Origin of the sequence: Serratia sp. X10, assembly GCF_017811775.1 — a bacterium.
Taxonomy (GTDB): domain Bacteria; phylum Pseudomonadota; class Gammaproteobacteria; order Enterobacterales; family Enterobacteriaceae; genus Serratia; species Serratia ureilytica.
In genome coordinates, this window is sequence record NZ_JAEIOH010000001.1 from 927,952 (window position 1) to 953,283 (window position 25,332).

A 25,332-nucleotide genomic window follows, 5' to 3' on the forward strand; every position below is an offset into this window, starting at 1 on the left:
CAACTCCCAAAAAAAGGCCGCAGAACGCGGTGATAAGCAAAAAGTATGAGGTCGATCACGCGGGGTTATTTTATCTTGTGATTTATGTTGCTTTAATGTGTGAAATTGAAGATAGATTATTAAAACGGTCACACAACCAACACCAGGCGCAATAAAAAAACAAAACCTATAAGAGAGCGAAGCAATGATGAATCAACGTTATGCCGCGATTGATCAGGGGACCACCGGCACCCGGGTCGTGGTGTTCGGCGAAGACGGCAGGCACCATTCACCGGCCAGCATGCCGCACAAGCAGATCACCCCCAATCCGGGCTGGGTGGAACACGACGCCCTGGAGATTCTGGCGAATATCCGCCGCTGTCTCAGCCAGTGCGACATGGTGGACGCCATCGGTTTAGGGCATCAGGGTGAAAGCCTGCTGGCCTGGGACGCCGACAGCGGCCTGCCGCTGTACAACGCCATCGTTTGGCAAGATCAGCGCACCGAGCCGGAGATCCAGCGGCTGAAACGCGAAGGCGTTGAGCCGCTGGTGACGGCGAAAACCGGTCTGCCGCTCGATACCTACTTCTCAGCCAGCAAGATGGGCTGGCTGATGAACAATGCCCCTGGCGCCAGGCAATTGGCGCAACGCGGCCGCCTGCGGCTCGGCACCATGGACGCCTTCTTCCTGTTCCACCTGTGCGGCCGGCATCTCACCGACTATAACTCGGCCTCGCGCACCTCGTTGTTCAACATTCATACCTTGCAGTGGGATGAGGAGCTGTGCCGTTTGTTCGGCGTGCCGATCGACAGCCTGCCCGAAGTCAGAGATAACATCGGCCACTTCGGCGACGTCGCGCTCAACGGCAAACCGGTGCCGCTGACGGCCTGCATCGTCGACCAGTTTGCCGGTACATACGGTCACGGTTGCCATCAGCCGGGGCAGATGAAGATCACCTTCGGTACCGGCGCCTTTTTACAGGCGATCACCGGGCCGCGCCCGATCGATGCCGGCGAGTCCGGCCTGTTGCCCACGCTGTGCTGGAAGCTGCCCGGCAGTGAGCCGGTGTATGGCCTGGACGGCGGCGTTTATAACGCCGCCTCCGCCATTAACTGGGCGAGAAAGATCGGCCTGTTCAATGATTTCGATGAATTCGGCGACTTCCCCTCTCAGCCGGCCATCGCGCGCGGCCTGGCCTTTGTGCCCGCGCTCTCCGGACTGGCTTGCCCGTACTGGGACCGCTCCGCCGCCGGGATGTGGGCCGGGCTGTCGCTGGAGACCGAGCGCAAGGATCTGCTGCAGTCGATCCTCGAAGGCATCGCCATGCGTTCCGCCGAGGTGATCAACGCCATGGATAAACTGAAACCGATCGGCGACAGCATTTCGGTGGACGGCGGCCTGTCCGCCAACCGCTATTTCACGCAGTTTCTCGCCAACCTGATCCAAAAGCGCATCGTCTCTCCCGCCAATAAGGAGATCACCGCCCAAGGCGTTGCGCTGTTGGCGCGTAAAGGACTGGGGGTGGAACATCCGCTCAAGGTGCTCAACCGCTATGAAGTGACGGAACCCGCCGAGGTCGATATGGCGGTCTGGTTTGCCCGCTATCAGGAAATCATCGCGCGCTCGCGCGGCTTACGTTCACCGCAGGAGGAACACCATGGCTGAGTTCGGTAATTTCATCATCTATATCATCATGGCCGGCACCCTGATCGGTGCGCTGGCGTCGATCGTCAAACCGGAAGGCGAGCTGGGACGCGAATTCGTCAACGGCATTCACGCCATCGGCCCGGTGTTTCTCGCCCAGGCTGGCATCATGGCCGCAATCCCGATCATCTCTTACCTGATCATGTACAGCATCGGCCCCTTCTTCTCGGCGCTCGGCTCCGACGCCTCGATCGCGGCGCTGGCGGTGATCGCCGTGGACATGGGCGGTTATCAGCTGGCCGACGCCATCGCCGCCAACCGCGATATGTGGATCGTCGCCATGTTGGTGGGCTACACCTCAGGTGCCAGCATCGTGTACCTGATCCCGGTCGGGCTTATCATGCTGAACCGCGACGACCATAAATATCTGGCGCTGGGCGCCATGGCGGGCCTGATCAGCATTCCGTTCGCCGTGCTGATCGCCCTGGTGACCATCACCTTCAACAACCTGCCGGTCAGGGAGATCATTTCCACCACCTCGCCTGCCGCGCACTATCTGCAGCTGGACTTGCTGCAGGCGCTGCGGCTGCTGTCGCCGCTGTTCGCCCTGTGCTTCCTGCTGGCGTTGGGGCTGAAGCTGCGGCCGGCGGCGATGGTGAAAGGATTCCTGATCTTCGGCAAGGCGGCGGATGCCTTTATCAAGCTGGTGTTGGCACTGTGCATCATCGAGCATTTCACCGGCGTGTTTAAAAAGGTGTTCGGCGGCTGGGTATTCGATCCGTTATTTGCCGACAAAGACGAATTATTCCGCGCTATCGAGATCGCCGGTTATATCGGCATTATGTTGGCGGGCACATTCCCCATTTGTTATTTATTCCAGCGCTATTGCCGCAAGCCGATGCATTTCATCGGTAAAAAGCTCGGTTTATCGGATACCGGTGCGCTGGGCTTTATTATGGTATTGGCCAATATCATCGCCGTTTATCACCTGTTCAAAGGCATGCGCGCCCGCGATAAGGTGCTGTGCGTGGCCTTCGGCATCTGCGCACAGGCCACGTTGGGCGATCACCTGGCGTTTACCGCCAACTTCCAACCTTCGCTGGTGTTGCCGATCATGATGGGCAAATTCCTCGGTGGCATGATCGCCGTGCTGATCGCCATAAAAATTTCGGTGCCGGAGGCTGAATTGCTGGAAAAAGAACAGACGCAAAGGCAATCGACGGCCATCGCCGCCGCCGCTCGCTAAATTTATCCCTAAGCCATAAAAATAAACGGGGCGCCGCCTCACGGGGAAGCTGCGCCCTTTTTCGTCCCTGACAACAATTATTGAGAGAACAAACGCTAATGAGAAAAATATTTTTAGCCTGCCCCTACAGCCACGCCGACGCCAACGTCGTGCAGCAACGCTTTATCGCCTGCAACGACGTCGCCGCCGCTATCGTGCGCGCCGGCAGCGCCGTTTTTAGCCAGGTCAGCATGTCACATCCGATCAACCAGTGTTTGCAAGAGCTAGACAAAACCGCCATCGGCAAGCTGTGGGCACCGATCGACGCGCTGTTCATGGCGGCGATGGATGAATTGATCGTGCTCGATTTGCCGGGTTGGCAAGAGAGCGGCGGCATCAAACGCGAGATGGATTCTTTCGCGGCGCGCGGTTGCCGTGTCAGCCTGTGGTCCGAGGTCGCAGGCGAGTTCAACTGAGGCGTGCGCCCCGCCGCTTGGCGCGACGGGGCAGCGGCTTATTTGCCGTTGGCCAATTCACCGTACACCACCTGGCCGCGGAAACCGCGCCGTACCTGCTGGAACAGCTCGCGGAACGCCGGGTAATCCTGCGCCTGGCACAGCGCTTCCTTGCCGCGAATGGCGTTCACCTGCAGGCGGTGATTGACGGTCACCTGCTGCCCGTCGCGCCGCCACTCAACGCGATAGTCGCCCGCCGCATTGCGGAATTGCCTGTCTTGCGGAATGGCGATGATCGGCACGTTGGCCGGCAGCTGCAGACGGTAGGTTTCGTCGTAGCGCTGCGCGGTGCAGTAAAACGGTGTTTCGTTGCCCGCCGCCGCCGTGGTGGTATACAGCGTGCGGAACGATTTGCCGCCGGGCGGGTTGGGCAACGTCATGCCGCCCACCACGCCGAAATCGACGTAGTCGTCCGCCTTGAAGCGGAAGCGATAGCCGAACTGCTTTTTGAGATCCAGCGGATCGCTGTTCATCGCCACCTCGCCGTTGCCGTCGATGCCGGAAGCGGACATGATCGTCGCTTCGGCCTGCGCCCGATTCTGACGGTTGATCTGCGAGAAGTAGCCCCGCAGGTCAATTTCTTCCACTTCGCTCAGCCGGCGCTCGGTCTGTCCGCGCAGATTGCCCGCCTTGTCGAACACGAAATCGACGTTCAGCGCGCTCTTGACCGGCTGCTCATCGCTGCCCGGCGTGCGCGCCAGCCTGGCGTCGCGCGTCAGCAGCACCGGCGCTCCCAAATCGCCCTCCGGCAGTTGCCCGAAACGCGCCCAGGGATTGGTGGAATCGAGGTACAGTTTGAATTCCGGCACGTAGGTGATGGCGTGATTGAAGCGGCCAAGCAGCGGCACTTTAGGCAGTATCGGGCCTTCATCCATGCCGATCAGCACCGGCGAGCTTTCAATGCCTTTGGCGGCGAGCAGCGCCTCCAGGATCACCACGTGATCCTTACAGTCGCCGTAATGGTTATCGAGAATGCTCTGCGCCGAATTCGGCTCCAGCCCACCGTTGCCCAGGTACACCGCCACGTAGCGAATGTTTTGCGCCACCCAGCGATAGAGGGCCTCCGCCTGCTCGCGCCGATCGCTGATGCCGGCGGTGATATTGTCCGCCAGCGCCTGAATGCCCGGCGTCACCTTCGCCGCCGCGCCGGCCTTCAGCTGGTAGGCCTTGGCCAACTGCGGCCACTCGCGGTAGGTGCTGGCCATGATGGTCGGGCTGAAGGTCCAGCTGTCCGCCGCCCAGTTTTGCGCCTTCATCGGCGCGCTGCGCGAATAATGCCAGCGCCAGTGCGCCTGGCCGTTGCGGATCTGCGGTTGGTCCCCGCCCTCGACGCCGCGCGTGAAGATATGCATCGGCAGCTTGGCCGGCGCCTGCAGGGTCACTTCGGCGTCGTCGAACTGATCGAAAACGCTGAACGTCTCCCACAGGCCGAAATAGTCAGGGAAATACGGGGTGTTTTGCGTGCGGCGCAGCTCATACACCACGCGCGATCCCGGCGCCAGATTGGAGAACACGATGACGCGCACCTTGCGATCGGCATACAGCGGTGCCGTGGCGCTGGAATAGCTCTCCTGGGTATAGATGCGATCGGGCGCCACATCGTGGCGCTGGCCGTCGGCGGTCAGCGTATAGGCGGCGACCACCTCCAGCGTTTCCATTTTCTCGCTGTAGCTCAGGCGGATCTGGCTGAATTTTTCGACCGCCGCCTTGGTTTTCAGCAGCACTTCGTAGCTTTCCGTCTTCACGTTGGTGGCGTTGGCGTTAACGCGGTAATCCGCGCGATAGCGCACGAAGCTGAAATCATTGTTGGCCGTGTCGTTCTGGCCCTGATCCGCCGCGGCGGGCGGTGCAGCGGCCAACACGGTGGCCGGGTGCGTCGCCGTCAAACCGGCGAGTAACAGTATGGAAGGAATAGCGATTTTCATCTTCGGTCCTTGAAGGGCGTTAAGCAGCGACACCGGGCCATATGCCCGTCCCGGCGTCAAAACAGGCGGGCACACTAATATAATTGAGAATCATTTTCAATAAACGAACCATCAACGCGTGCTAGCCCTGCTCGATCAGCATGACGGCGGTGGTCTCCGGCTCCAGGGCCTCGAAAACGTGCTCGCGATCGGCGGAGTAACTGATGTAATCCCCGGCGCTCAGCACCTGCGGTTGATCCGCCGGGCCAAGGCACGCCCGTCCACTGCTGATGATCACATGCTCGACGGTGCCCGGCGGATGCGGCCGGGAAAGTTTGACTTCGCCGGGCTGCACCCGTAGCCGGTAAATGTCGCGCTGCGCGCCCGGTGGACAAGTGGCCAGCAACGTGGCGGCGTAGTTGCCCTGCTCTGACACCGCCGCGGTCCCCTCATGAGCGCGGATCACTTGCACCTGCCTGCTGGGTTGCGAAATCAGTCGGCTGACCGGCACATCCAGCGCCATCGCCAACGCCCACAGCGTTTCCAGACTGGGATTACCGCTGCCGGCTTCGAGCTGCGACAACGTGGACTTGGCGATACCCGCGCGCTTCGCCAGTTCGGTGACGGACAGGTTCAATCGCTCCCGCTCACGGCGGATTGCCGCCGACAAGAGGCCGATCGGCGTGATGTTCTGCATTAGGTTCTCGCTCATTGTTCGTTATATCATTCATTTGTTCGACTTGACGAACACTGTCAACCATGTTCATCATAATGTTCGATTGTTCATTTTAATGATTAAGCGACTTCACCACAAGCACGGTCAGGCCGCGAGGGAAACGACATGAAAACGAAAACGCGCGGCGCAGTGCAAATGATCCTCGCCATGACGATCTCCGGCACCGTCGGTTGGCCGGTGATCGTATTAGGGCAGCCGCCCGCCACGGTGGTGTTTTGGCGCTGCGCGTTCGGCGCGCTGGCGATGCTGGCCACCTGCGCCGCGCTCGGCCAGTTAAAACAGGGTGTGATCAACCGGCGACAGCTGGCCTTCGCCGTCCTGGGGGGCCTCGCGCTGGTGCTCAACTGGACGCTATTGTTTGCCGCCTATGCGCATGCCTCGATCGCTGTCGCCACCGTGACCTACCATGTTCAACCGTTTATGTTGGTGGCGCTGGGAGCGCTGCTGTTCGGCGAAAAACTGACGGCTAATCGGCTGGGCTGGCTTCTGCTGGCGTTCGCCGGGATGGTGTTGATCGTCACCGGCCGGCAGAGCGGTGGCGGCGATGGCGACTATCTGCTGGGCGTGGCGCTGGCGCTCGGCGCAGCCCTGATGTACGCCCTGGCGGCGGCGATCGTCAAACAGCTGGCCGCGTTACCGCCGCAGCTCATCGTGTTGATTCAACTGACCGTTGGCGCGCTGGCGATGGCGCCGTTCGCCGGTCTGGCCCGCCTTCCCGCAGAACCGTTCGACTGGCTGCTGCTGGCCACCCTCGGCCTGGTGCATACCGGGGTGATGTCCACGTTGCTCTATGGCGCTATCCAGAAAATCCCCACCGCTCTGGTCGGCGCGCTGTCGTTTATCTACCCGGCAGTGGCGATCGTGGTGGACTGGGCGGCGTTCGGGCACCGTCTCAGCCTGTTGCAGCTGCTGGGCACGCTGGCCATTCTCGGCGCGGCCGCGGGCATGAACTTCGGCTGGCGATGGGCACCCGCCGCGCACCGGGTCGGTAAAATCGGTTAATCCCGTCCGACGGGCAAGCTATGCACAATAAGGCATTCGCCTTATGTTCGGCGCGGTGCTATTTATTTAAACCGTGTAGGGTAGAAGGAGTGTTCTATGTGGCATCACCGCCTGCAACGGCGCATCCGTTTCAGTTACTGGAACGAACTGTGCGTCATAAAAAAATAAGGGAAGGCGCAAGCCTTCCCTTTTGTCATTCACCGTTCAGCTCAGAAGCGATCGGTTTTCACCACCTCGTCGAACGGCAGCTTGCCGATGCGCGGGTAAGGTTGCCCCGCCGCCTTGCCGATAGCGACCATCAGCGCGATCTGATAATGCGCCGGCTTATTGATGATCTCGCCCACCGCGTCGAAATCAAAACCGTCCATCGGGCAAGAGTCGTAGCCCTGCGCCTTGGCCGCCAGCATCAACGTCTGGGCGAAGATGCCGCTGCTGCGCATCACTTCGTCGCGCTGCACCTGCGGCTTACCGCGATAATACTGATCGACGGCCGGGATCATGAACTGCTGCACCGGCTCCGCCGCGTCAGCCCAAACGGTTTTTACCTTCGATTCCCAACTCGACAGATCGCCGCACAGCACGACCAGCATCGACGCGTCGGTCACCTGCGCCTGGCCCCACGCCGCCTCGCGAATTTTCTCGCGCTGCGCGCGATCTTCGATCAGCAACGGGCGCCAGTGCTGCAGGTTAAACGCGCTGGGAGCGCCCTGCAGCGCAATGTTCAACAGCGCTTTTTTCTCTTCGAGCGTCATCACGTGCTGCGTATCGAACTGCTTGGTGGCGCGGCGTTGGCGGATCGCGTCTAACGTATTCATTTTACTGCCTCTGTCCATGTGAAAAGGTCTATTGTCGTCAACGCGACGCGGCTGTCCAGCCCCAGACGGCTATTTCTGCGCGGTTTCGGCGCGCAAACGGCTGACCTGCGCCACCAAGTCCGGCCACGGCGCCTGACTGGCGTAATGCTGCCGCAGGTAGTTGAGCAGGATGGCGATCTGCGCGTCATTCAGGTTATGGCGAAAGCCCGGCATATAGCCCAGCTCGGCGTTCGCCGGCCGCTGTATGCCGTCCAGCACCACACGAATGGCGTTGTCCGGCGCGTCGGCGAACAGGTTGGTGTTCAGCGCCAGAGACGACCGCACCCCCGCCATCTGCGCGCCTTTTTCCTGCGCATGGCAAGCCATGCAGGCGCCGGAAAACAGCCGCGCCCCTTCCGAACTCAAAGGCTCCACCTGCCGTTCCGCCTGAGCGTTTAACGTTGTCGCCGTAGCGCCCGCCGCCGTTTCAGGATGATAGCTGCGCAGATAGACGGCGATCGCCTGCAGATCGGCCTGCGGCAAGCGCGACAGCCCTTCTTCGATCACCGGCGCCATCGGGCCGGCGGCGACGCCGTGGTTGGCCGAGTAGCCGGTGCGCATGAAATCGACCAGATCCTGCTGCGTCCACGCGAGCGGCGCGGGCGAGCGGCCGGTCAACGCCGGCGCCGTCCATCCCTCCGCCACGCCGCCGGCCAGGTGCTCGCCGCCGGTTTTCTCGCCGAACAGCACGTTGCGCGGCGAGTGGCAGGCGCTGCAGTGCCCCAGCCCTTCGACCAGGTACGCGCCGCGGTTCCAGTCGGCGCTTTGGGTCGCCTGTTCCGGCATCGCGCCCGGCGTCAGGAACAGCAGGTTCCAGGCAAAGATGCCCTGGCGTATGTTGAACGGAAAGTGCAGATCGGTGGCCGGCGGCCGGTACTTGACCGGAGGCTGCGACATCAGATAGGCATACAGCGCCTGCAGATCGTCGTCGCGAGTGCGGGTAAAGGCGGTATAAGGAAATGCCGGATAGAGATAGCGGCCCTGGCGATCGACTCCGTGGCGCATGGCGCGTTCGAACGCCGCGTAGCTCCAGCTGCCGATGCCGGTTTCCACGTCCGGCGTGATGTTGGTGGTGTAAATGGTGCCGAAGGGGATCTCCATCGCCAACCCGCCGGTGTTGCGCTCGCCGCCCGCACGGGTGTGGCACACGGCGCAGTCGCCGAGATCGGCCAACGTTTTGCCGCGCGCGATCTGCGCCTCGCTGAAACTGTGGGTCGCATCGGCGGCGAGCGGCGCAATCTCCGGCTGCCAACTGGCGACCACGCCGGCGACCACAACGGCGATCACCGTGACGCCGCCCCACCCGACGATTTTTTTCATCTTACTCATCTTTGCTGTCCTTGTTCGTTACGGGGGGTTAATGGCCGGCCTGAGCGCGCAGCGCGGCGAGCACCCGCGTCGGTGTGAACGGCACCTCGCGCAGGCGCACGCCGAGGGCGTCAAACAGCGCGTTGCCGATCGCCGCCGCACTCGGCACCGAGGCGGACTCTCCTGCGCCCATCGGCGCTTCGTCCGGGCGGTCGATCAGTTGGATATCGATCTGCGGCAATTCGTCAAAGCGCAGGATCGGATAGCCGCCCCAGTCCAATGACGTCACGCCCGACTCGTTGAAGGTGACAAACTCTTTCAGCACCCGGCTGGCGGATTGGATAATGTTGCCGTGCACCTGATGGCGCACCCCGGCCGGATTGATCATCCGGCCGCAATCATGCGCCACGAAGATTTTATCGAGCGTGATCTGCCCCGAAAGACGATTGACGCTGAGATCGCACACCCAGGCCGCCCAGGCGGCGCCGAAGCCGGGGAATTTGCTGTGGAAATAGCGCGCATAGGCGAAGCCGCGGCCGCTCACCACTTCGGCCCCGGCGGCGCGCGAGCGGTGCGCCGGGCCGTCTTGCCAGTTAGCCTGGCGCTTCAGGGCCTCAATCAAGGCCACCGCGCGCGGATCGTTCAGGTAACGCAGGCGAAACGCGATCGGATCCTCGCCGGCGCGCCAGGCCAGCTCGTCGATCCAGGATTCATGGGCGAACACGTTGGGCAGCGCCGAAACGCCGCGCATCCACGACGCCCGCACGATCGGCGCGGCGTCCTGACAGATCACCCGCATGTGCGGATACGCGTATTGCGGAATGGCGGTGCGATCGCCCATCTGTTGCACGTCGGCCCGGTTGGCCACCTTGCCGGTCAACACCAGCGGCAAGGTCACCGCATTGTTGGAGGGATAGCTGGTTTTCAACTCGTAAGCCGCCACCCGATTTTGCGCGTCGAGGCCGCCGCGCACCCGGATCAGTTGGCCGGTGCCCTTCGGCTCCCAGCCGGATTCCTGTTCACGCATCAGCTGCACCCGCACCGGGCGGCCGGTGGCCCGCGCCAACAGCGCCGCGTCCGCCGAGACGTCGTCGGCGCAGTTGCGGCCATAGCAGCCGGAGGCTTCCATGCGGGTGATGTGCACCTGCTCAGACGGCAACTCGAGCAGCCTGGCGATATCTTTGCGCAGATCGTGCGGGTTTTGCGTACCGGACCACACCTGCGCCCGCCCGTCTTTGACCTCCGCTACCGCGCAGGACGGGCCGATCGAGGCGTGCTGATGGTAAGGCCAGACATAGTCCGCCCGCACTTCGGTATGCAGCAATGCCAACGCCTCGTCCGTGCCCGCATCATCGCGCAGCACACGGTCGGTTTTCGGGTTGGCTTCCAGCGCGGCGGGCAGCGCCTCCGGCGACAGGTCCGGCAGGCCGGCCCAGGGTTTCCATTCGGTTTTCAGCCGGCGCATGGCGGCGATCGCCTGCTCTTCGCGCTCGGCCACAATGCCGATGAAATCGTTGATCACCACCAGTTTCACGATACCCGGCAGATGCGCGATCGAACTTTCATCCACCGACAACAGGCCGCCGCCCAGCGGTGCGCTGCTGTCGGCGCCTGCGTAAGGCGGGCGCACCACCCGGCCATGCAGCATGCCGGGCAAGCGCAGGTCGTGCACGTAGGTCAGCCCCCCGCTGACCTTGGCCGGAATATCGACCCGGGCGACGGCGCGGCCGACATAGCGGCCCTGCTGTTCACCGTTCAGCGGCACGTTTTTATCCAGCGTCACATGCAGATTTTGCCCGCTCGCCAGCTGCGCATAGCTCAAGGAACGCCCCGGGTGCTTGGTCACAAATACCTGTCCCGCCGCCGCCGTCAGCTGGTCGGCCGGCAGTTCGAAGGCTTTGGCCGCCAGCGCTGTCAGCATATGTCGCACCTGCGCCGCCGCCTGCCGCAGCGGCACCGACGTGACCTGGATGGTGGCGCTGGCGATGGTCGGCCCCTGATCCGGCGTGCGTTGCGTATCGCCGAGGATCATCGTGACGTGCTCGAACGGCACGCAAATTTCGTCGGCGACGATCTGTGCCAGCGCGGTGCGAATGCCGGTGCCGAGATCGACATGGCCATTGAAGGCCGTCACCCGGCCGTCGGCGGTGAGGCTGATAAAGCTGTCCACCCGATCCAGCGGCAGATCGGCAGGCGATGCAACCGCCTCGGCGGCGAAGGCGTTAAACGGCGCGGGCAGCAGACTGCTGACCATCACCACACCGCCGGCTTGCAACAACTGTCGGCGGGTCAGTTCGAGGCGGCTCATGCTTGCCTCCGCGCAGCCAGCAGATCGCGGGCGCGCTCGGCGGCGCGCAAGATCTCAAGGTGGGTACCGCAGCGGCACAGGTTGTAGGCCAGCTCTTTCTTGATGGTTTGTTCATCTGCATCCGGCTCGCGTTCGAACAACGCGACCAGCGTCATGATCATGCCGTTGGCGCAGTAACCGCACTGCGCCGCCTGCTCATCGATAAACCCCTGCTGAACCGGATGCAGCGCCTCCGGCGTACCCAGGCCTTCCAGCGTGGTGACGGACTTGCTTCCTACGGCGGCCAGCGGCATTGAGCAAGAACGCGCGGCGACGCCGTCGATCAGTACCGTGCAGGCGCCGCACTCCCCCAGGCCGCAGCCATATTTGGGGCCATTCAAGTGCAGATCGTTGCGTAAAACGTACAGCAGCGGCGTGTCGGGCGCGAGATTGCCGAGTGGAACCACCCGGCCATTAACGTTGATTTCCATGGTGAAACTATCCCTTAAACAAACGGATTTAATCCGTAACATCACTGCGGTGAATAATTGCGCAGCGTGCTAATAATTATCATCAAAAGACTTGACGATGTTAAGGGAATGTAGCCGCCATGGCTTTAACGAAAAGTGGGTATTTTCTATAAATTTCCGATAGATAAGCGCGCTTTTATGATTGCCGCCCGTGATTATTGTCGATCGTCAGTCCGGCCTCGGCGCCATCGACCAACAGCCGCACGCCGGCTTCGAACAGCGCATCCGCGCCCTTCTCCTGCAATGTTTCCCAGCCTTGGCACAGCAGCGGATAACGGCGGCGGTCGGCATCATTGAGCGGATCGTCAGGCTGCATTTGCTGTTCCTCCAGCACCCAGCCCACCACGAAACGCCCGACGGCGAACAGCAGGTTTACCGCGCGCTCCGGCGTCAACCCCGCCCGGCACAGCAGCGCCACCTTGGCCTCAATGACGGCGAATTGCGGCTCCTGCGGCCGGGTGCCGGCGTGCAGACGCGCGCCGTCGCGGTAAGCCAGCAGCGCCCGACGGAAGTTGCCGGCATTGGTGACAACCCAATCCTGCCAGGGCATGTCGGCGGGCACCTCTTCACGGTGATCCAGCATGATGGTTTCCGCCATCGCCTTCAGCAGCTCGGCCTTGTTCTTGAAATGCCAATAGAGCGTGGGAGATTGCACGCCCAAATGTTGCGCCAGGCGGCGGGTGCTCAGGGCATCGATGCCGATGTCGTTCAGCAACGCCAGGGCCCCGCGCAGGACGGTTTCTCGCGTTAAACGTGTCGCAGTATTTTTTTCGCTCATCTCTCTATCACTGATAGGGTAACTGTGGAATACTCAATACTCTATCACTGTTAGAGTCACAATTTTGAAAAAAACCATGCTGGTTATTTTGTTGACGGTGTTGCTGGATGCGGTGGGCATCGGTCTGATCATGCCGATTCTGCCGGCGTTGTTGCGTTCGCTGGGCGGTCTTGACGCCGGCAGCCTGCACTACGGCACCCTGCTGGCGGCCTATGCGTTAATGCAATTTCTGTTCTCGCCGATCCTCGGCGCGCTGAGCGATCGTTTCGGCCGGCGGCCGGTGCTGCTCATCTCGCTCGCCGGCGCGGCGGCCGACTATCTGCTGATGGCGTTCGCGCCGACGCTGGCCTGGCTCTATCTGGGCCGGTTGCTGGCGGGCATCACCGGCGCCAACATGGCGGTCGCCACCGCTTACGTCACCGACATTACGCCGGCCGGTCAACGCGCTCGGCGTTTCGGCCTGGTGGGCGCGGTATTCGGCGTCGGTTTTATCGTCGGCCCGCTGCTCGGCGGTTCGCTGGGCGAGTGGCATCTGCATGCGCCCTTCCTGGCGGCGGCGGCGATGAACACCGTCAACCTGGCGATGGCGTTTTTCCTGCTGCCGGAATCGCGTAAACCCCGCGCCCGCGCCGCCGAGAAAATCCGCCTCAATCCCTTTTCGTCATTGCGACGGCTGCACGGCAAGCCTGGCCTGCTGCCGCTGGCCGGCATTTACCTGATCATGGCGCTGGTTTCGCAGGCGCCGGCCACATTGTGGATTTTATACGGTCAGGATCGTTTCGGCTGGAGCATGATGGTGGCGGGCCTGTCGCTGGCCGGTTACGGCGCCTGCCACGCGCTGTCGCAGGCCTTCGCCATCGGCCCGCTGGTCGCGCGGCTCGGCGAACGCAAGGCGCTGCTGATCGGCCTGGCCGCCGACACAATGGGCCTGGCGCTGCTGTCGATCGCCACGCGCGGCTGGGCACCTTTCGCCTTGCTGCCGTTCTTCGCGGCGGGCGGTATGGCGCTGCCCGCGCTGCAGGCGTTAATGGCGCAAAAGGTGGACGACGATCATCAGGGCGAGCTGCAAGGGACGCTGGCCAGCATGGGCAGCCTGATCGGCGTCGCGGGGCCGCTGGTGGCGACGGCGCTGTACGCCGCCACGCGCGATGTCTGGCCGGGCCTGGTCTGGGCGTTGGCCGCCGCCCTCTATCTGTTGGTTCCGCTGTTGCTGGCGCGTTCGCGCGAGCGTGACGCGGCATAACGTCGAGCTCACCCTTTCCCGCTTAAGCTGATTTATGGCTAAGCAAGGCATTATTCAGCATAAGCGGGCGCTTTACACGCCACTGCGCCGCTCATTATCATCGCCCTTATCCCGCCGCAGGAAAATTTAAATGCCGTTTCATGGCGTTACGCCCAGCGCGTCATCGCTACCGTTCACTTCGCCTATCGGAAAATCAGGATGAGAAAACTCACAACGCCGCTGATCGCCGCCCTGCTGCTCGGCCTGTTTAGTCTGCCGGCCGGCGCGCAGGAGAAACCGCAACAAATCACCATCGGTTACCAGAAAGCCAACATTTTTGCGCTGCTGAAATACCGCGGCACGCTGGAGAAAACCCTGGAGCCGCAGGGCGTCAAGGTTCGCTGGATAGAATTCCCCGCCGGCCCGCAGATGTTGGAAGGGTTGAACGTCGGCAGCATCGATCTGGCGGCGACCGGCGACGCCCCGCCGGCTTTCGCGCAAGCCGCCAAGGCCGATCTGGTTTATTTGGCGCATTCGCCGCCCAGCCCGAAAACCGAAGCCATCGTGGTGCCGCAGGATTCGGCGATCCGCTCCGTAGCCGATCTGAAAGGCAAACGCGTGGCGCTGAACAAAGGGTCGGACGTCAATTACCTGCTGGTGAGCGCGCTGGAACAGGCCGGCTTGAGCTACAAGGACATCACGCCGGTCTATCTGCCGCCGAGCGATGCCCGCGCCGCCTTCCAGCGCGGCAGCGTCGACGCCTGGGTGATTTGGGATCCCTACTACGCCGAGGTGGAAACCCATGCCAACGCCCGCCGGCTGAAAGACGCGGAAGGCCTGGTGCCACACTACACCTTCTATCTCGCCAGCCGCCGCTTTGCCGAAACCTACCCGGACAGCGCCAAGCAGGTGATTCAACAGCTCGGCGCGCTGAGCGACTGGGCCAACGGCCATCCGCAGGAAGCGGCGGCGATCCTCGCTCAGAGCACCGGCCTGGATCAGGCCATTTGGGCCAGAGCCATCGCCCGCATGCCGTTCGGCAGCCAGCGCATGTCGCCGGAGGTGTTCAGACAGCAACAGCAGTTGGCGGATAAATTTACCGCCATCGGACTGCTGCCGGGTAAGGTAGACGTCAACGCCGCCCGCTGGTCCGAAGATAAGCCCGAGGCGCCGTAGCCTTTGCCGCGCTTTGGCTTTAGAAAGCAGAAACCGGCATTTTGCCACCGGAGTAAGCTGACCTATGCTAACCCTGTGTGATGAAACGCGTTTTCATGGCATGTCTTCCGGTACGTTTTGCTTTATTTGTTCGTCGTGAACCCTGGGCCGCCCCTGACTGGTGCGGCTTTTCTTTTTTGTTCGACAGTGCCAGCGGCGGGGAATTTTGTTATGTTAACCCGCAGATACGCTTCCCGTTTTCAGCCGCCGGATCGACTCATGTTTACCCACAAAGCAATCGCCGCGCTCAACGCCCTGGAGCTGATGGTTTATAACTACGTCAGCAAACACAAGAATCAAGTGATGTACATGACCATCCGCGAACTGGCCGAGGCCGCCGGCGTGTCCACCACCACCGTGCTGCGGTTTTGCAAAAAAATGGGGTGTGACGGCTATTCGGAATTTCGCATCCGTTTCAAACTGTACCTGGAGCAAACCGATGCGCCGCCGGTCGATTCCGGCATCGGCGAAATTCTCAGTTTTTTTAAAAGCGTCAGCAACGATGAATTTAATCAGTTGCTCGATGAAGCGGTGCGGCATATCGCCGCCGCCGAGCGAATTATTTTCGTCGGCATCAGCACCTCCGGCGCCCTGGGGAAATATGGCGCGCGTTTCTTTTCCAACGTCGGAAAATTCAGCACCCATATCGACGATCCTTATTATCCCGTCAACAGCGATATGTATAAAAGCGCGGTGGCGATCATGCTGTCGGTTTCCGGCGAAACCGAAGAGATCCTGCGGCTGGCCAGCCAGTTCAGCCTGCACCACTGTAAAATCATCAGCATCACCAACAACGAAACCTCTTCGCTGGCGCGGCTGGCGGACTTCAACCTGTCTTATCACGTCCCACAACACTTGATCGGCGATCATCATAATATTACTACGCAAATTCCCGTGCTTTATATTATTGAAACCATCGGCAAGCGCCTGGGAAGAATGAACGCGATAAAATAAAACAGGCTGTTTTTTTATTGTGACAAATCACGTTTTACGGCGATTTGTTATATCGTGACATTTCTTTCGGTCTTGTTACTCTATTGGCAATGCGAACGTTATTACCCTTCATTAAATAAGATGAGACATTGACGATGAAACAGTTGCCGAAAGATTTTCTGTGGGGAGGCGCGGTCGCCGCGCACCAGGTTGAAGGCGGTTGGGATCGGGGCGGCAAAGGGCCAAGCATCGCCGACGTGCTGTCCGGCGGTTCGCACGGCGTGGATCGCGTGATGACCGACGGCGTGCTCGACGGCTATCGTTATCCCAACCACGAAGCGGTGGACTTCTACGGCCGCTACAAGCAGGACGTGGCGCTGTTCGCCGAGATGGGCTTCAAGTGTTTTCGCACCTCGATCGCCTGGACGCGCATTTTCCCGAACGGCGACGAAGCAACGCCGAACGAAGCCGGCCTGCAGTTTTACGACGACCTGTTCGACGAATTGCTGAAATACGGCATCCAGCCGGTGATCACCCTGTCCCACTTCGAAATGCCTTACCATTTGGTAAAAGCCTACGGCGGCTGGAAAAATCGCCGGGTGGTGGAGTTCTTCGTGCGCTTTAGCGAAGTGGTGATGCACCGCTACCGCGAAAAAGTGAAGTACTGGATGACCTTCAACGAAATCAATAACCAGAGCAACTACCGCTACCCGCTGTTCGGCTACTGCTGTTCCGGCGTGGACTACACCCAGGAAGACAACCCCGAGCAGACGCTGTACCAGGTGTTGCACCACCAGTTCGTCGCCAGCGCGCAGGTGGTCAAACTCGGCCATCAGATCAACCCGGAATTCAAGATCGGCTGCATGCTGGCCTGCGTGCCGTTCTACCCTTATTCCTGCAAACCGGACGACGTGATGTACGCCGTGGAAGCGATGCACCAACGCTATCTGTATACCGACGTGCAAATGCGCGGCTACTACCCCAGCTACCTGCTGCGTGACTGGGAACGCAAAGGGCTGAAGATCGAGATGCAGCCGCAGGACGCGCAGATCCTGCGCGAGGGCTGCACCGATTACATCGGCTTCAGCTATTACATGAGCAATGCGCTGCAGGCCAACGCGGTGGACGGCAGCGACGGCATGTTCGGCTTCCCGGGCAACGTGCCGAATCCGCACGTCAAAGCCTCCGACTGGGGTTGGCAGATCGATCCGGTCGGGCTGCGCTATTCGCTGAACGTGCTGTATGAACGTTACCAGAAGCCGCTGTTTATCGTGGAAAACGGCTTCGGCGCCTTCGACAAGGTGGAAGCAGATGGCCAGATCAACGATGACTATCGCATCGACTATCTGCGCGCCCATATCGAAGAGATGAAAAAGGCAGTGATTGAAGACGGCGTAGATCTGATCGGCTATACGCCGTGGGGCTGCATCGACTGCGTGTCGTTCACTACCGGCGAGTACAGCAAGCGCTACGGTTTCATCTACGTCGATAAACACGACGACGGCACCGGCACGCTGGAACGGTCGCGCAAGAAAAGCTTCGACTGGTATCGTCGGGTGATCGCCAGCAACGGCGAACAGCTGTAACCGCCGCAGCTCAGAGGCGGTGACGCCCCTTCTCGCCCATGCCGAACGGCATGGGCGTTTTCGCTTATATCGCCGGGAATGGCGCCCCGACATAATTTTCCGCCAGCATCGTCATAGCGCTGCGCGATTTCACCGTGTACTGCAGCTCTGAGAGTTGCAGCCGGTGTTCGAAAGGCGTGTCTTCCCGCCGGGTATGCAGCATGTGGGTCATCCACCAGGAAAAATGCTCGGCGCGCCAGACCCGCTGCAAGGCGGTGTCGCTGTAATCGTCCAGCCGTTGCCAGTCGCCTCGCCGGTAAAACGTCTCCAGCGCCTGGGACAACAGGCAAACATCGGCCATGGCCAGGTTCAACCCTTTGGCCCCGGTCGGCGGCACGATATGCGCCGCGTCGCCCGCCAACAGCAGGCGCCGGTAGCGCATCGGTTCGGTAACGAAGCTGCGCATGCCGACCACGTTTTTCTGAAATATGCGGCCCTTTTTCAGCGTCCAGCCTTCATGGTTTTCCAGCCGCTGCTCCAACTCGCGCCAGATACGATCGTCCGACCATTGATCGACCTGTTCCGCAGGATCGCACTGAAAATACATGCGCTGCACGCCGGGCGAACGGGTGCTGATCAACGCAAAACCGCGCGGATGGCAGGCGTAGATCAGCTCTTCGCTGGACGGCGGCGCTTCGACCAGAATGCCGAACCAGCCGAACGGATAGGTGCGGGTGTAATCCTGCCGCAGCCCGCCGGGCATCGCCGCGCGGCTGATGCCGTGGAATCCGTCGCAGCCGATGACAAAGTCGCAGCGGAGACGGCGCGGCTGGTCGCCATGACGGTAGTGAACCTCGGGTTGCGCGCTGTCCAGCGCCCTCAATTCAACCTGCTCCACCTCGAAAAACAGATGGCCCTGCGCCGCCAGACGCGCGGCGATCAGGTCTTTCAAGACTTCATGCTGGGCATAAACGGTGACGGCGCGCTCGGTCAATCCGGCCAGATCGATGCGGTGCTGCCGGCCGCCGAACGCCAAGCGGATCCCCTGATGCCGCGCCCCTTCCCGCCGCATCCGCTCCCCCAATCCGGTCTGCTCGAGCAGATCGACGGTCCCCTGTTCGAGCACCCCGGCGCGAATGGTCGATTCCACCGCCTCCCGGCTGCGCGTTTCCAACACCACCGATTCCACACCTTGCAGGTGCAGCAGATGGGACAACATCAAGCCGGCCGGACCGGCGCCGATGATCACAACCTGTGTGCGCATAGCATGACTCCCTCATAGCATTTTGTTGAGCGGCGCCGGCAGCGCCGGGTAGCCGCCGGAAAGGTGTTTTTTGGCGAGCAGCGCCAGCGCCGCGATCAGCGCCGGGATGGCCAACAGCGTGAAAATGGTGCTGAACGACAGCTGCATCTGCATCAGCACGCCACCGCTCATCGCCCCCAGAATGCCGCCAAAACGCCCGAGACCGAGCATCCAGGCTACGCCGGTCGCCCGGCTCTGGGTGGGATAGAACCCGGCCGCCAGGGCCGGCATGGATGACTGGGCGCCGTTCATGCAGGTGCCGGCGATGAACACCGTGAGCGCCATCAGCAGCGGAGAGGTATAGACATAGCCGATGATGCCGACGAACAAACCGGTCAGCAAATAGCCGACGGCCACCACCTTGTGCGGGTTCATACGATCCATCAACCAACCGATAATCAATACGCCGAGCCCCCCGCCGAGCGGAAACAGCGCGGTGATCAGCGAAGCCTGCGTAACGGAGGTGCCGGTTTCACGGATCAGCAGCGGCAGCCAACTGGTCAGCAGATAGAAGATCATCAATCCCATGAAGTAAGTCAGACACAGCATCAACGTGCCCAGCAGATAGCGACGCGAAAAGATCATGCCCAGCGGCGACGCTGCCTTTACCTGCCCCTCTTCCTGCAACATGAAGCGCGGCGGCGGCGTCATTCGGATCGGTGCAATGCGTTTCAGCACCCTGGCGATGCGCTCTGCGGCATAGCCGCGCGCGACCATGAAGCTCACGGATTCAGGCAAGGCGCCGATCAGGACCAGCGCCAGCAGCAACGGCATAACGCCGCCCAGCACCATCACGCTCTGCCAGCCGAAATGCGGGATCAGCCAGGCGGAAGAAAAACCGCCCAGCGACGAACCGAGAGGGAAACCGCAAAACATCAGATTCACCATCAGGGCTCGGCAGCGCTGAGGCGCATATTCCGACATCAGCGTGGCGGCGTTCGGCATGGCCGCCCCTAACCCCAGCCCGGTCAGAAAGCGCAGCAGCGTCAGCGTCGAAAGCGAGCCGGCGAAGGCAGTCAGCAGGCTGAAGCCGCCGAACAGCAGCAGCGAAATCACCAGCACTTTCTTGCGGCCGATGCGATCCGCCAACGGGCCGGCGGCCAACGCGCCTACCGCCAGACCGACCAGCGCGGCGCTCATTACCGGCCCCAGCGCGGTTTTGTCTATTCCCCACTCCTGCACCAGCGACGTGGCGATGAAGCCGATAATGGCGGTATCGAAACCGTCCAGCGCGACCGCCAAAAAACACAAAACCAGTATCAACCACTGGTAGCGAGAAAATGGCTGGTTATCGATAAACCCTCGAATTTCTACGTTGTTATCATGTGGCATGGCGTGCTCCTCAGAGAGTGCGGCAAACCTCACCGCACGGAACAGCCGGCTGCGAGCCGGCGAGAGGGTTAATTTGTGCGATTATCGGAATATAGTTCGTTAATCGACAATCAAATCAAACCACCCCACGGCGAATGCTTCAATATTGTTAAAAAAATAAGCGTGCGATAAACGAACATCAGAAAACGGTAAATAAAATAATCTTATTTACTATTAATTGGATATGGAGATTTAAGCCGTGACTGCGGCGTGGGGAGTTGTGATTTTGTTAACATTTTAAAAACATCATGAGCGCCCGGTCTGACGTTGACCCTGGGCCGGAGGGAACCGGCGCTTGTCAAACCGCGCTCGCCGCCTAAAAACAGGAAGCGAGCGCAAGCCTCGGCGCTATTGGCTCACGGCGCCGTTTGCGCGGCCGCGAGGTATTTCGCCATTTCTGCCGTCGGCACCATGCCGCCGCCGGTCGCCCATACCAGATGCGTCGCCTGGGCCAGGTGCTCGGCGCTTATGCCCTGCTCGCTGAGCTCTCCCGCATGGGCGGCAACGCGCCACGGCCCGGCCATGCCCGCCAGGGCGGAGGGTTCCAGCTGGATATGCTCGTGCCTGTCCAACAACCCGAGCAACGCGAACATCTCTTCGTCGCTCAGGGTGTAAAACGCGCTCAGCAGGCGCTCCATCGCCCGGCCGACAAAGCCGGAGGCGCGCCCCACCGCCAACCCGTCCGCCGCCGTGCGGTTGTCGATGCCGAGATCTTGCACCGCAATGCCGTCATGCAACCCGCTGTAGACGCCGAGCAACATGCAAGGGGAATGGGTCGGTTCGGCAAAAATGCAGTGAACATGATCGCCGAACGCCAGCTTGAGGCCAAAGGCGACGCCGCCCGGCCCGCCGCCGACGCCGCACGGCAGATAAACGAACAGCGGATGCTGCGCGTCCACCACGATGCCCTGTTCGGCAAACTGCCGCTTCAGGCGGCCGCCGGCCACCGCGTAGCCGAGGAACAGGGTTTGCGAGTTTTCATCATCGATAAAGAAGCAACTCGGATCGTTCGCCGTCTGTTTGCGCCCTTGTTCGACCGCCACGCCGTAATCGTCGGCGTACTCCACCACCGTCACGCCATTGTCGCGCAGCTTCTGTTTTTTCCACGCCCGCGCGTCCGCCGACATGTGCACGCTGACGTCAAACCCCAACCGGGCGCTGATGATGCCGATGGATAATCCCAGATTGCCGGTCGAACCGACGGCGATGCGGTACTGGCTGAAGAATTGACGGAACTCATCGGAAAACAGCCGGGCGTAGTCGTCGCCGGTGTGCAGCAGCCCCGCCTCCAGCGCCAGCTTTTCCGCGTGCGTCAGCACCTCATAGATACCGCCGCGCGCCTTGATTGAGCCGGAAATCGGCAGATGGCTGTCCTTTTTCAACAGCAGGCGCCCGCCCAATGTCTGCCCATAGCGCCGATCCAACGCAAGCTGCATGGCCGGGATCACCACCAGCTCGGATTCGATGATCCCCTTTGTCGGTTGGGTTTCCGGGAAGGCCGCAGCGAGATAAGGCGCGAAACGCGCCAGGCGCTGCTCCGCGTCGGCGACGTCGGCGGCGGTCAAACCGACGTGGGGCAAGCCAGCGGCCAGCGTTGTCGCGCGCGGATTGAACCAGGTGATCGGCTCTAGCGCGACCATGCGTTGCAACAGCGGATGCTGGGCGACCCACGATAGGATCTGTGATTTCTGCATAAGTGTCCCTGACTGATGTTGGCGTTGCCGTCACCTTGCCGCGAACGCCGGCGGCTGACAAATGATAAATTCTGAGCTTGAGGTGCAATAGATTGATGCAAGCGCGACGTTAGCCGGCCGTCACGCCAAACAGCAGGCCGACGCCGGAAGAAACCGCCATCGCCAGTGCGCTCCAGATGAGGATGCGCGCCACGCCCGGCAAGATCGGCGCGCCGCCGGTTTTCGCGGCGATGCCGCCGAGAACGCCGAGGGAAATCAGCGCCGACGCCACCAGCGCCGGCCGCGTCCAGGCGACCGGCACCCACAGCGCCACCAGCAGCGGCAACAGCGCGCCGAGGGAGAAACTCAGGGCCGACGCCAACGCAGCCTGCAGCGGCCGGGCGCGGGTGGTGGAGGAAATGCCCAGTTCGTCGCGCGCATGCGCCTCCAGCGCATCATGCGCCATCAGCTTTTCCGCCACCTGCCGGGCCAGCGCCGGATCCAGACCGCGATGCACGTAGATTGACGTCAGTTCGCGAAACTCCCCCGGATAGTCTTCAAGCAGCTCCGCCTGCTCTTCCGCCAGCGCGGCCTTTTCGGTATCCGCCTGCGACGAGACCGACACATACTCGCCGGTGGCCATCGACATCGCGCCGGCCACCCACCCGGCGACGCCGGCGATCATCAGCGCGGAATGCGAGGCGCTGGCCGCCGCGACGCCCAGCAGCAGGCTGGCCGTTGAAACGATGCCGTCGTTGGCGCCGAGCACCGCCGCCCGCAGCCAGCCGATGCGTTCAATACTGTGCCGTTCTCGGTGCATCCGTTTTCTCCCTCTGTGACTGTTGCGCTACTCGCGCGCCGCCGCTTCCAGCCCGGCGATGTCGATTTTGCCCATCAGCAGCATCGCTTCCGTTACCCGCCGCACGCGGGCGGCGTCGGGATCGTTCATCAACTCCGTCAGGCGCCGCGGCACAATTTGCCAGCACAGCCCCCAGCGATCGCGCAGCCAGCCGCACTGCTCCGCCTCGCCGCCCTCGCTCAACGCATCCCACAGCCTGTCGACTTCCGCCTGATCGTCACATTCCACCATCACGGAGAAACTGTGATTGAACGGATCCAGCGGCCCGGCTTCGATCGCCGCGTAGCGCTGGTCCCCCAGCGTGAAGGCGGCCAGCTTCACGCTGCCGGCCGGGCCGCTCGGCGTATCCGCCGGCAGGTCGGAAAACCAGTTCACGGACGATCCGGGGATCAGCGCGACATAGCAATTCAGCGCCGCTTCCATGTCTTTTTCAAACCACAGATGTTGCGTAATTCTGGCCATCTGCGCCTCCTTTACGCATCGAGGATCGGCGCGAAACCGCCGAAGATCATGCGTTTGCCGTCGAACGGCATCTCGCCCAGCGCTTTCATGCGCGGATCGTTCATCATTTTCTCATTGGCGGCGTCGCGCACCGCTTTGGAGGGGTACTCTATCCAGCTGAACACCACCACTTCGTCTTCCTGGGCTTTCACCGCGCCGCGAAAGTCGGTGAGCTTGCCATCGGGCACGTCATCGCCCCAGCACTCCACGATGCGCGTGGCGCCAAACTCTTTGAACAGCGGCGCTGCCGCCGCCGCCAACCGGTGATAAGCCTCCTTATTGGCGGCCGGCACCGCCACCACAAACCCGTCTACGTATTTCATTCTGGCATCCTCTTGTCTGATTAAGGACAGTCGGTTCGGCGCAGGCGGAAATGCCCGCGTCCCTTACCAGTTTAGACCGCCGGCACGCAGCGCGGATCGGAAGTTCAGCGGCCGTGACAGGCCGGCGGAGACGATTCCGGTGTGGCGACCCGGTTGCGGCCGGCGTTTTTCGCTTTGTACACCGCCAGATCCGCCAGCTTCAGCAGATCCGCCAGGCTTTGGCCGGAACCGCCCGGGCAGGTCACCATGCCGATGCTGACGGTGATCTGCAGCGGATGCCCGGCCGGCATCAGGATAGACTCCGTTTCGATGCGTTGCCGCAGGCGTTCGGCCAATTGCCATCCCTGCTGCGGCTGGCCGAGCGTCGAAACGATGGCGAACTCTTCGCCCCCCATGCGGCCGAACAGGTCACCGACGCTCAGATCGGCGGCGATCGCGCGGGTAAAGGCCATCAGCGCCTGATCGCCGCCGGCATGGCCGAAACGGTCATTAATCGATTTGAAATAGTCGATATCAAGCATCATGACGCACATCAGCTCGCCCTTTTGGTCTATCAACCGTTCGCCGCGCTGCATAAACGCATTGCGCGTCAGCACGTGCGTCAACGCATCGTGATTCGCCACGTGCTCCAGCGTGCGCAGCAGCGCATTGCGCGCATAGTTCATGCTGGCCACGGCGATGGGGCCCAGCGCCAGCAGCGCGATGCCCAAACGCATCGATACTGCGTTTTGCAACACCTTCATGTCGAGCGTCGAACTCAACAGCCCGAAATCGATAGCCAGATGGCACCAAAGCACATAGATCAGCACCGCAATCATGGTGCAGAACAGTGAGAAGGACATCGCCAGCCACAGTAGCACCGGCATGGGAAAGATCACCGCCCCGGGGCCGCCGATCAGCACGCTGCACACCGCCGCCAGCAACAGCAGCGCCAACACCGTGAGTTTTCGCCCCGCCCGCGGCCATTGGCTGCGCTGGGTGAACATGGCGCCGGCCGCCGCAAGGCGACGTCGCCAATCGCCGGGAAACGCCAGAATAAACGGCATCAGCGTGACGTAATTGGTGAACTCGGACGAGAACCACAGCGCCAGCGAGGTCAGATAGGGTCTGCCGAACAGCCACTGCGAAGTTGCGGCGCCCACCGCGCCGGTCGCGGCGGCGGCGGCCAGGCAGATGCCGAACAGGTACATGCTGGACGTGCCGCGTTGCAACATGCGCGCCGGCGGCGACAGCCGCATGAACAACAGATACCCCACCACGACGCCGGTCAGATTGGCGACGTTCAGCAGCAGCGTCTTTTGCAGCGAACTGCCGGTCAACAGATCCGCCGCCAGATAGCCCAGCACCGCCATGCCCCAGCCGGCCCGCGTAGCCCACTGTGGCCGACGCACCAAAACGGCCAGCAGTACGGCGTTCACCGGCCAGAATATCGCCAGAAAGCTGCCGGGACGACTCACGATGCCCAGCAGACACAGGGTGAACACCAACAAAAAAATGATGAGCGCGGGCCAGATTTTCCGGGTATCAGACAACGAGGTGGTTTGCATCTTGGATCCAGAGACTTCCGCTAGCATAAAGTGACAGTCTGTTCGCGTCACAACCGT

General features: G+C 61.7%; 22 protein-coding genes. 8 read left to right on the top strand and 14 right to left on the bottom strand.

Annotated features, from left to right (window positions below):
- Window positions 1-184 precede the first annotated feature (184 nt).
- From J9788_RS04610 to J9788_RS04620, 3 genes are all read left to right on the top strand, one after another.
- A complete protein-coding gene (locus J9788_RS04610) occupies window positions 185-1,645 on the top strand; it encodes a glycerol kinase (protein ID WP_182264434.1) in 1,461 nt (486 codons plus the stop codon).
- The gene (gene eutH / locus J9788_RS04615) at window positions 1,638-2,870 is read left to right on the top strand and encodes an ethanolamine utilization protein EutH (RefSeq protein WP_033643135.1); all 1,233 of its coding nucleotides are present in this window, start codon (window positions 1,638-1,640) and stop codon (window positions 2,868-2,870) included. Before J9788_RS04610 ends, eutH begins: the two co-directional genes overlap by 8 nt.
- A 98-nt stretch (window positions 2,871-2,968) precedes the next feature.
- Window positions 2,969-3,325: a DUF1937 family protein gene (locus J9788_RS04620; protein ID WP_182264433.1), complete on the top strand. Its 357-nt coding sequence runs from the start codon at window positions 2,969-2,971 to the stop codon at window positions 3,323-3,325.
- Between the two features lie 38 nt (window positions 3,326-3,363).
- On the opposite strand, the gene J9788_RS04625 is transcribed toward J9788_RS04620, so the two are convergent.
- Window positions 3,364-5,289 carry a DUF3857 domain-containing protein gene (locus J9788_RS04625; RefSeq protein WP_182264432.1) on the bottom strand — a complete coding sequence of 642 codons (1,926 nt, stop codon included), beginning with the start codon at window positions 5,287-5,289 and terminating at the stop codon, window positions 3,364-3,366.
- A 121-nt stretch (window positions 5,290-5,410) separates the two neighbouring features.
- Window positions 5,411-5,980, bottom strand: coding sequence for a helix-turn-helix domain-containing protein (locus tag J9788_RS04630; RefSeq protein ID WP_241427814.1), 570 nt, complete (start codon window positions 5,978-5,980; stop codon window positions 5,411-5,413).
- A gap of 129 nt (window positions 5,981-6,109) precedes the next feature.
- Between J9788_RS04630 and J9788_RS04635 the strand changes: the two genes are divergently transcribed.
- The gene (locus tag J9788_RS04635; protein ID WP_182264431.1) at window positions 6,110-7,006 is read left to right on the top strand and encodes a DMT family transporter; all 897 of its coding nucleotides are present in this window, start codon (window positions 6,110-6,112) and stop codon (window positions 7,004-7,006) included.
- Between the two features lie 209 nt (window positions 7,007-7,215).
- Here J9788_RS04635 and J9788_RS04640 read toward each other — a convergent pair whose 3' ends face one another.
- The 5 genes from J9788_RS04640 to tetR all read right to left on the bottom strand — a co-directional run bounded on the left by J9788_RS04640 (window position 7,216) and on the right by tetR (window position 12,763).
- Window positions 7,216-7,821, bottom strand: coding sequence for a nitroreductase family protein (locus tag J9788_RS04640; protein ID WP_033643140.1), 606 nt, complete (start codon window positions 7,819-7,821; stop codon window positions 7,216-7,218).
- Window positions 7,822-7,890: 69 nt separating this feature from the next.
- A complete protein-coding gene (locus J9788_RS04645; RefSeq protein ID WP_182264430.1) occupies window positions 7,891-9,189 on the bottom strand; it encodes a cytochrome c in 1,299 nt (432 codons plus the stop codon).
- Between the two features lie 28 nt (window positions 9,190-9,217).
- Entirely contained in the window at window positions 9,218-11,476 is a 2,259-nt protein-coding gene (locus J9788_RS04650) for a molybdopterin cofactor-binding domain-containing protein (RefSeq protein ID WP_182264429.1), read from the bottom strand.
- On the bottom strand, window positions 11,473-11,946 hold the full coding sequence (locus J9788_RS04655; protein ID WP_033643143.1) for a (2Fe-2S)-binding protein: 474 nt from the start codon (window positions 11,944-11,946) through the stop codon (window positions 11,473-11,475). The genes J9788_RS04650 and J9788_RS04655 overlap by 4 nt, the downstream gene beginning before the upstream one ends.
- A gap of 175 nt (window positions 11,947-12,121) precedes the next feature.
- Complete coding sequence (tetR, locus tag J9788_RS04660) at window positions 12,122-12,763, bottom strand: tetracycline resistance transcriptional repressor TetR (protein ID WP_046898309.1); 642 nt, start codon at window positions 12,761-12,763, stop codon at window positions 12,122-12,124.
- Between the two features lie 64 nt (window positions 12,764-12,827).
- Between tetR and tet(41) the strand changes: the two genes are divergently transcribed.
- The 4 genes from tet(41) to J9788_RS04680 all read left to right on the top strand — a co-directional run bounded on the left by tet(41) (window position 12,828) and on the right by J9788_RS04680 (window position 17,719).
- Window positions 12,828-14,006 carry a tetracycline efflux MFS transporter Tet(41) gene (gene tet(41), locus J9788_RS04665; protein WP_182264428.1) on the top strand — a complete coding sequence of 393 codons (1,179 nt, stop codon included), beginning with the start codon at window positions 12,828-12,830 and terminating at the stop codon, window positions 14,004-14,006.
- 198 nt (window positions 14,007-14,204) lie between these two features.
- Window positions 14,205-15,161 carry a sulfonate ABC transporter substrate-binding protein gene (locus J9788_RS04670; RefSeq protein ID WP_033643146.1) on the top strand — a complete coding sequence of 319 codons (957 nt, stop codon included), beginning with the start codon at window positions 14,205-14,207 and terminating at the stop codon, window positions 15,159-15,161.
- A gap of 258 nt (window positions 15,162-15,419) precedes the next feature.
- Window positions 15,420-16,154: a MurR/RpiR family transcriptional regulator gene (locus tag J9788_RS04675; RefSeq protein ID WP_033643147.1), complete on the top strand. Its 735-nt coding sequence runs from the start codon at window positions 15,420-15,422 to the stop codon at window positions 16,152-16,154.
- 128 nt (window positions 16,155-16,282) lie between these two features.
- Window positions 16,283-17,719 (top strand): 6-phospho-beta-glucosidase, encoded by a 1,437-nt coding sequence (locus J9788_RS04680; RefSeq protein WP_152665244.1) that lies wholly within the window; start codon window positions 16,283-16,285, stop codon window positions 17,717-17,719.
- Between the two features lie 64 nt (window positions 17,720-17,783).
- Here the strand turns inward: J9788_RS04680 and J9788_RS04685 are convergent, their stop codons facing one another.
- From J9788_RS04685 to J9788_RS04715, 7 genes are all read right to left on the bottom strand, one after another.
- Window positions 17,784-18,962 carry a 4-hydroxybenzoate 3-monooxygenase gene (locus J9788_RS04685; protein ID WP_182264427.1) on the bottom strand — a complete coding sequence of 393 codons (1,179 nt, stop codon included), beginning with the start codon at window positions 18,960-18,962 and terminating at the stop codon, window positions 17,784-17,786.
- Window positions 18,963-18,974: 12 nt separating this feature from the next.
- Window positions 18,975-20,333, bottom strand: coding sequence for an MFS transporter (locus J9788_RS04690; RefSeq protein WP_182264426.1), 1,359 nt, complete (start codon window positions 20,331-20,333; stop codon window positions 18,975-18,977).
- A 395-nt stretch (window positions 20,334-20,728) separates the two neighbouring features.
- The gene (locus J9788_RS04695; protein ID WP_182264425.1) at window positions 20,729-22,066 is read right to left on the bottom strand and encodes a D-serine ammonia-lyase; all 1,338 of its coding nucleotides are present in this window, start codon (window positions 22,064-22,066) and stop codon (window positions 20,729-20,731) included.
- A gap of 109 nt (window positions 22,067-22,175) precedes the next feature.
- A complete protein-coding gene (locus J9788_RS04700; RefSeq protein WP_182264424.1) occupies window positions 22,176-22,865 on the bottom strand; it encodes a VIT family protein in 690 nt (229 codons plus the stop codon).
- A 27-nt stretch (window positions 22,866-22,892) separates the two neighbouring features.
- A complete protein-coding gene (locus J9788_RS04705) occupies window positions 22,893-23,366 on the bottom strand; it encodes a VOC family protein (protein WP_042784572.1) in 474 nt (157 codons plus the stop codon).
- An 11-nt stretch (window positions 23,367-23,377) separates the two neighbouring features.
- Window positions 23,378-23,728 (bottom strand): DUF1428 domain-containing protein, encoded by a 351-nt coding sequence (locus tag J9788_RS04710; RefSeq protein ID WP_025302905.1) that lies wholly within the window; start codon window positions 23,726-23,728, stop codon window positions 23,378-23,380.
- A gap of 104 nt (window positions 23,729-23,832) precedes the next feature.
- Complete coding sequence (locus J9788_RS04715; RefSeq protein ID WP_182264423.1) at window positions 23,833-25,275, bottom strand: diguanylate cyclase; 1,443 nt, start codon at window positions 25,273-25,275, stop codon at window positions 23,833-23,835.
- Window positions 25,276-25,332 lie beyond the last annotated feature (57 nt).

Bases quoted from the DNA above. Each gene is read 5' to 3' on its own strand.
- J9788_RS04650 (WP_182264429.1), bottom strand. From the start codon at position 11,476: ATGAGCCGCCTCGAACTGACCCGCCGACAGTTGTTGCAAGCCGGCGGT.
- J9788_RS04640 (WP_033643140.1), bottom strand. From the start codon at position 7,821: ATGAATACGTTAGACGCGATCCGCCAACGCCGCGCCACCAAGCAGTTC.
- J9788_RS04620 (WP_182264433.1), top strand. From the start codon at position 2,969: ATGAGAAAAATATTTTTAGCCTGCCCCTACAGCCACGCCGACGCCAAC.
- J9788_RS04690 (WP_182264426.1), bottom strand. From the start codon at position 20,333: ATGCCACATGATAACAACGTAGAAATTCGAGGGTTTATCGATAACCAG.
- J9788_RS04705 (WP_042784572.1), bottom strand. From the start codon at position 23,366: ATGGCCAGAATTACGCAACATCTGTGGTTTGAAAAAGACATGGAAGCG.
- J9788_RS04710 (WP_025302905.1), bottom strand. From the start codon at position 23,728: ATGAAATACGTAGACGGGTTTGTGGTGGCGGTGCCGGCCGCCAATAAG.
- J9788_RS04670 (WP_033643146.1), top strand. From the start codon at position 14,205: ATGAGAAAACTCACAACGCCGCTGATCGCCGCCCTGCTGCTCGGCCTG.
- J9788_RS04700 (WP_182264424.1), bottom strand. From the start codon at position 22,865: ATGCACCGAGAACGGCACAGTATTGAACGCATCGGCTGGCTGCGGGCG.
- J9788_RS04695 (WP_182264425.1), bottom strand. From the start codon at position 22,066: ATGCAGAAATCACAGATCCTATCGTGGGTCGCCCAGCATCCGCTGTTG.
- J9788_RS04610 (WP_182264434.1), top strand. From the start codon at position 185: ATGATGAATCAACGTTATGCCGCGATTGATCAGGGGACCACCGGCACC.
- J9788_RS04655 (WP_033643143.1), bottom strand. From the start codon at position 11,946: ATGGAAATCAACGTTAATGGCCGGGTGGTTCCACTCGGCAATCTCGCG.
- eutH (WP_033643135.1), top strand. From the start codon at position 1,638: ATGGCTGAGTTCGGTAATTTCATCATCTATATCATCATGGCCGGCACC.
- J9788_RS04625 (WP_182264432.1), bottom strand. From the start codon at position 5,289: ATGAAAATCGCTATTCCTTCCATACTGTTACTCGCCGGTTTGACGGCG.
- J9788_RS04715 (WP_182264423.1), bottom strand. From the start codon at position 25,275: ATGCAAACCACCTCGTTGTCTGATACCCGGAAAATCTGGCCCGCGCTC.
- tetR (WP_046898309.1), bottom strand. From the start codon at position 12,763: ATGAGCGAAAAAAATACTGCGACACGTTTAACGCGAGAAACCGTCCTG.
- J9788_RS04675 (WP_033643147.1), top strand. From the start codon at position 15,420: ATGTTTACCCACAAAGCAATCGCCGCGCTCAACGCCCTGGAGCTGATG.
- J9788_RS04645 (WP_182264430.1), bottom strand. From the start codon at position 9,189: ATGAGTAAGATGAAAAAAATCGTCGGGTGGGGCGGCGTCACGGTGATC.
- J9788_RS04685 (WP_182264427.1), bottom strand. From the start codon at position 18,962: ATGCGCACACAGGTTGTGATCATCGGCGCCGGTCCGGCCGGCTTGATG.
- J9788_RS04630 (WP_241427814.1), bottom strand. From the start codon at position 5,980: ATGAGCGAGAACCTAATGCAGAACATCACGCCGATCGGCCTCTTGTCG.
- J9788_RS04635 (WP_182264431.1), top strand. From the start codon at position 6,110: ATGAAAACGAAAACGCGCGGCGCAGTGCAAATGATCCTCGCCATGACG.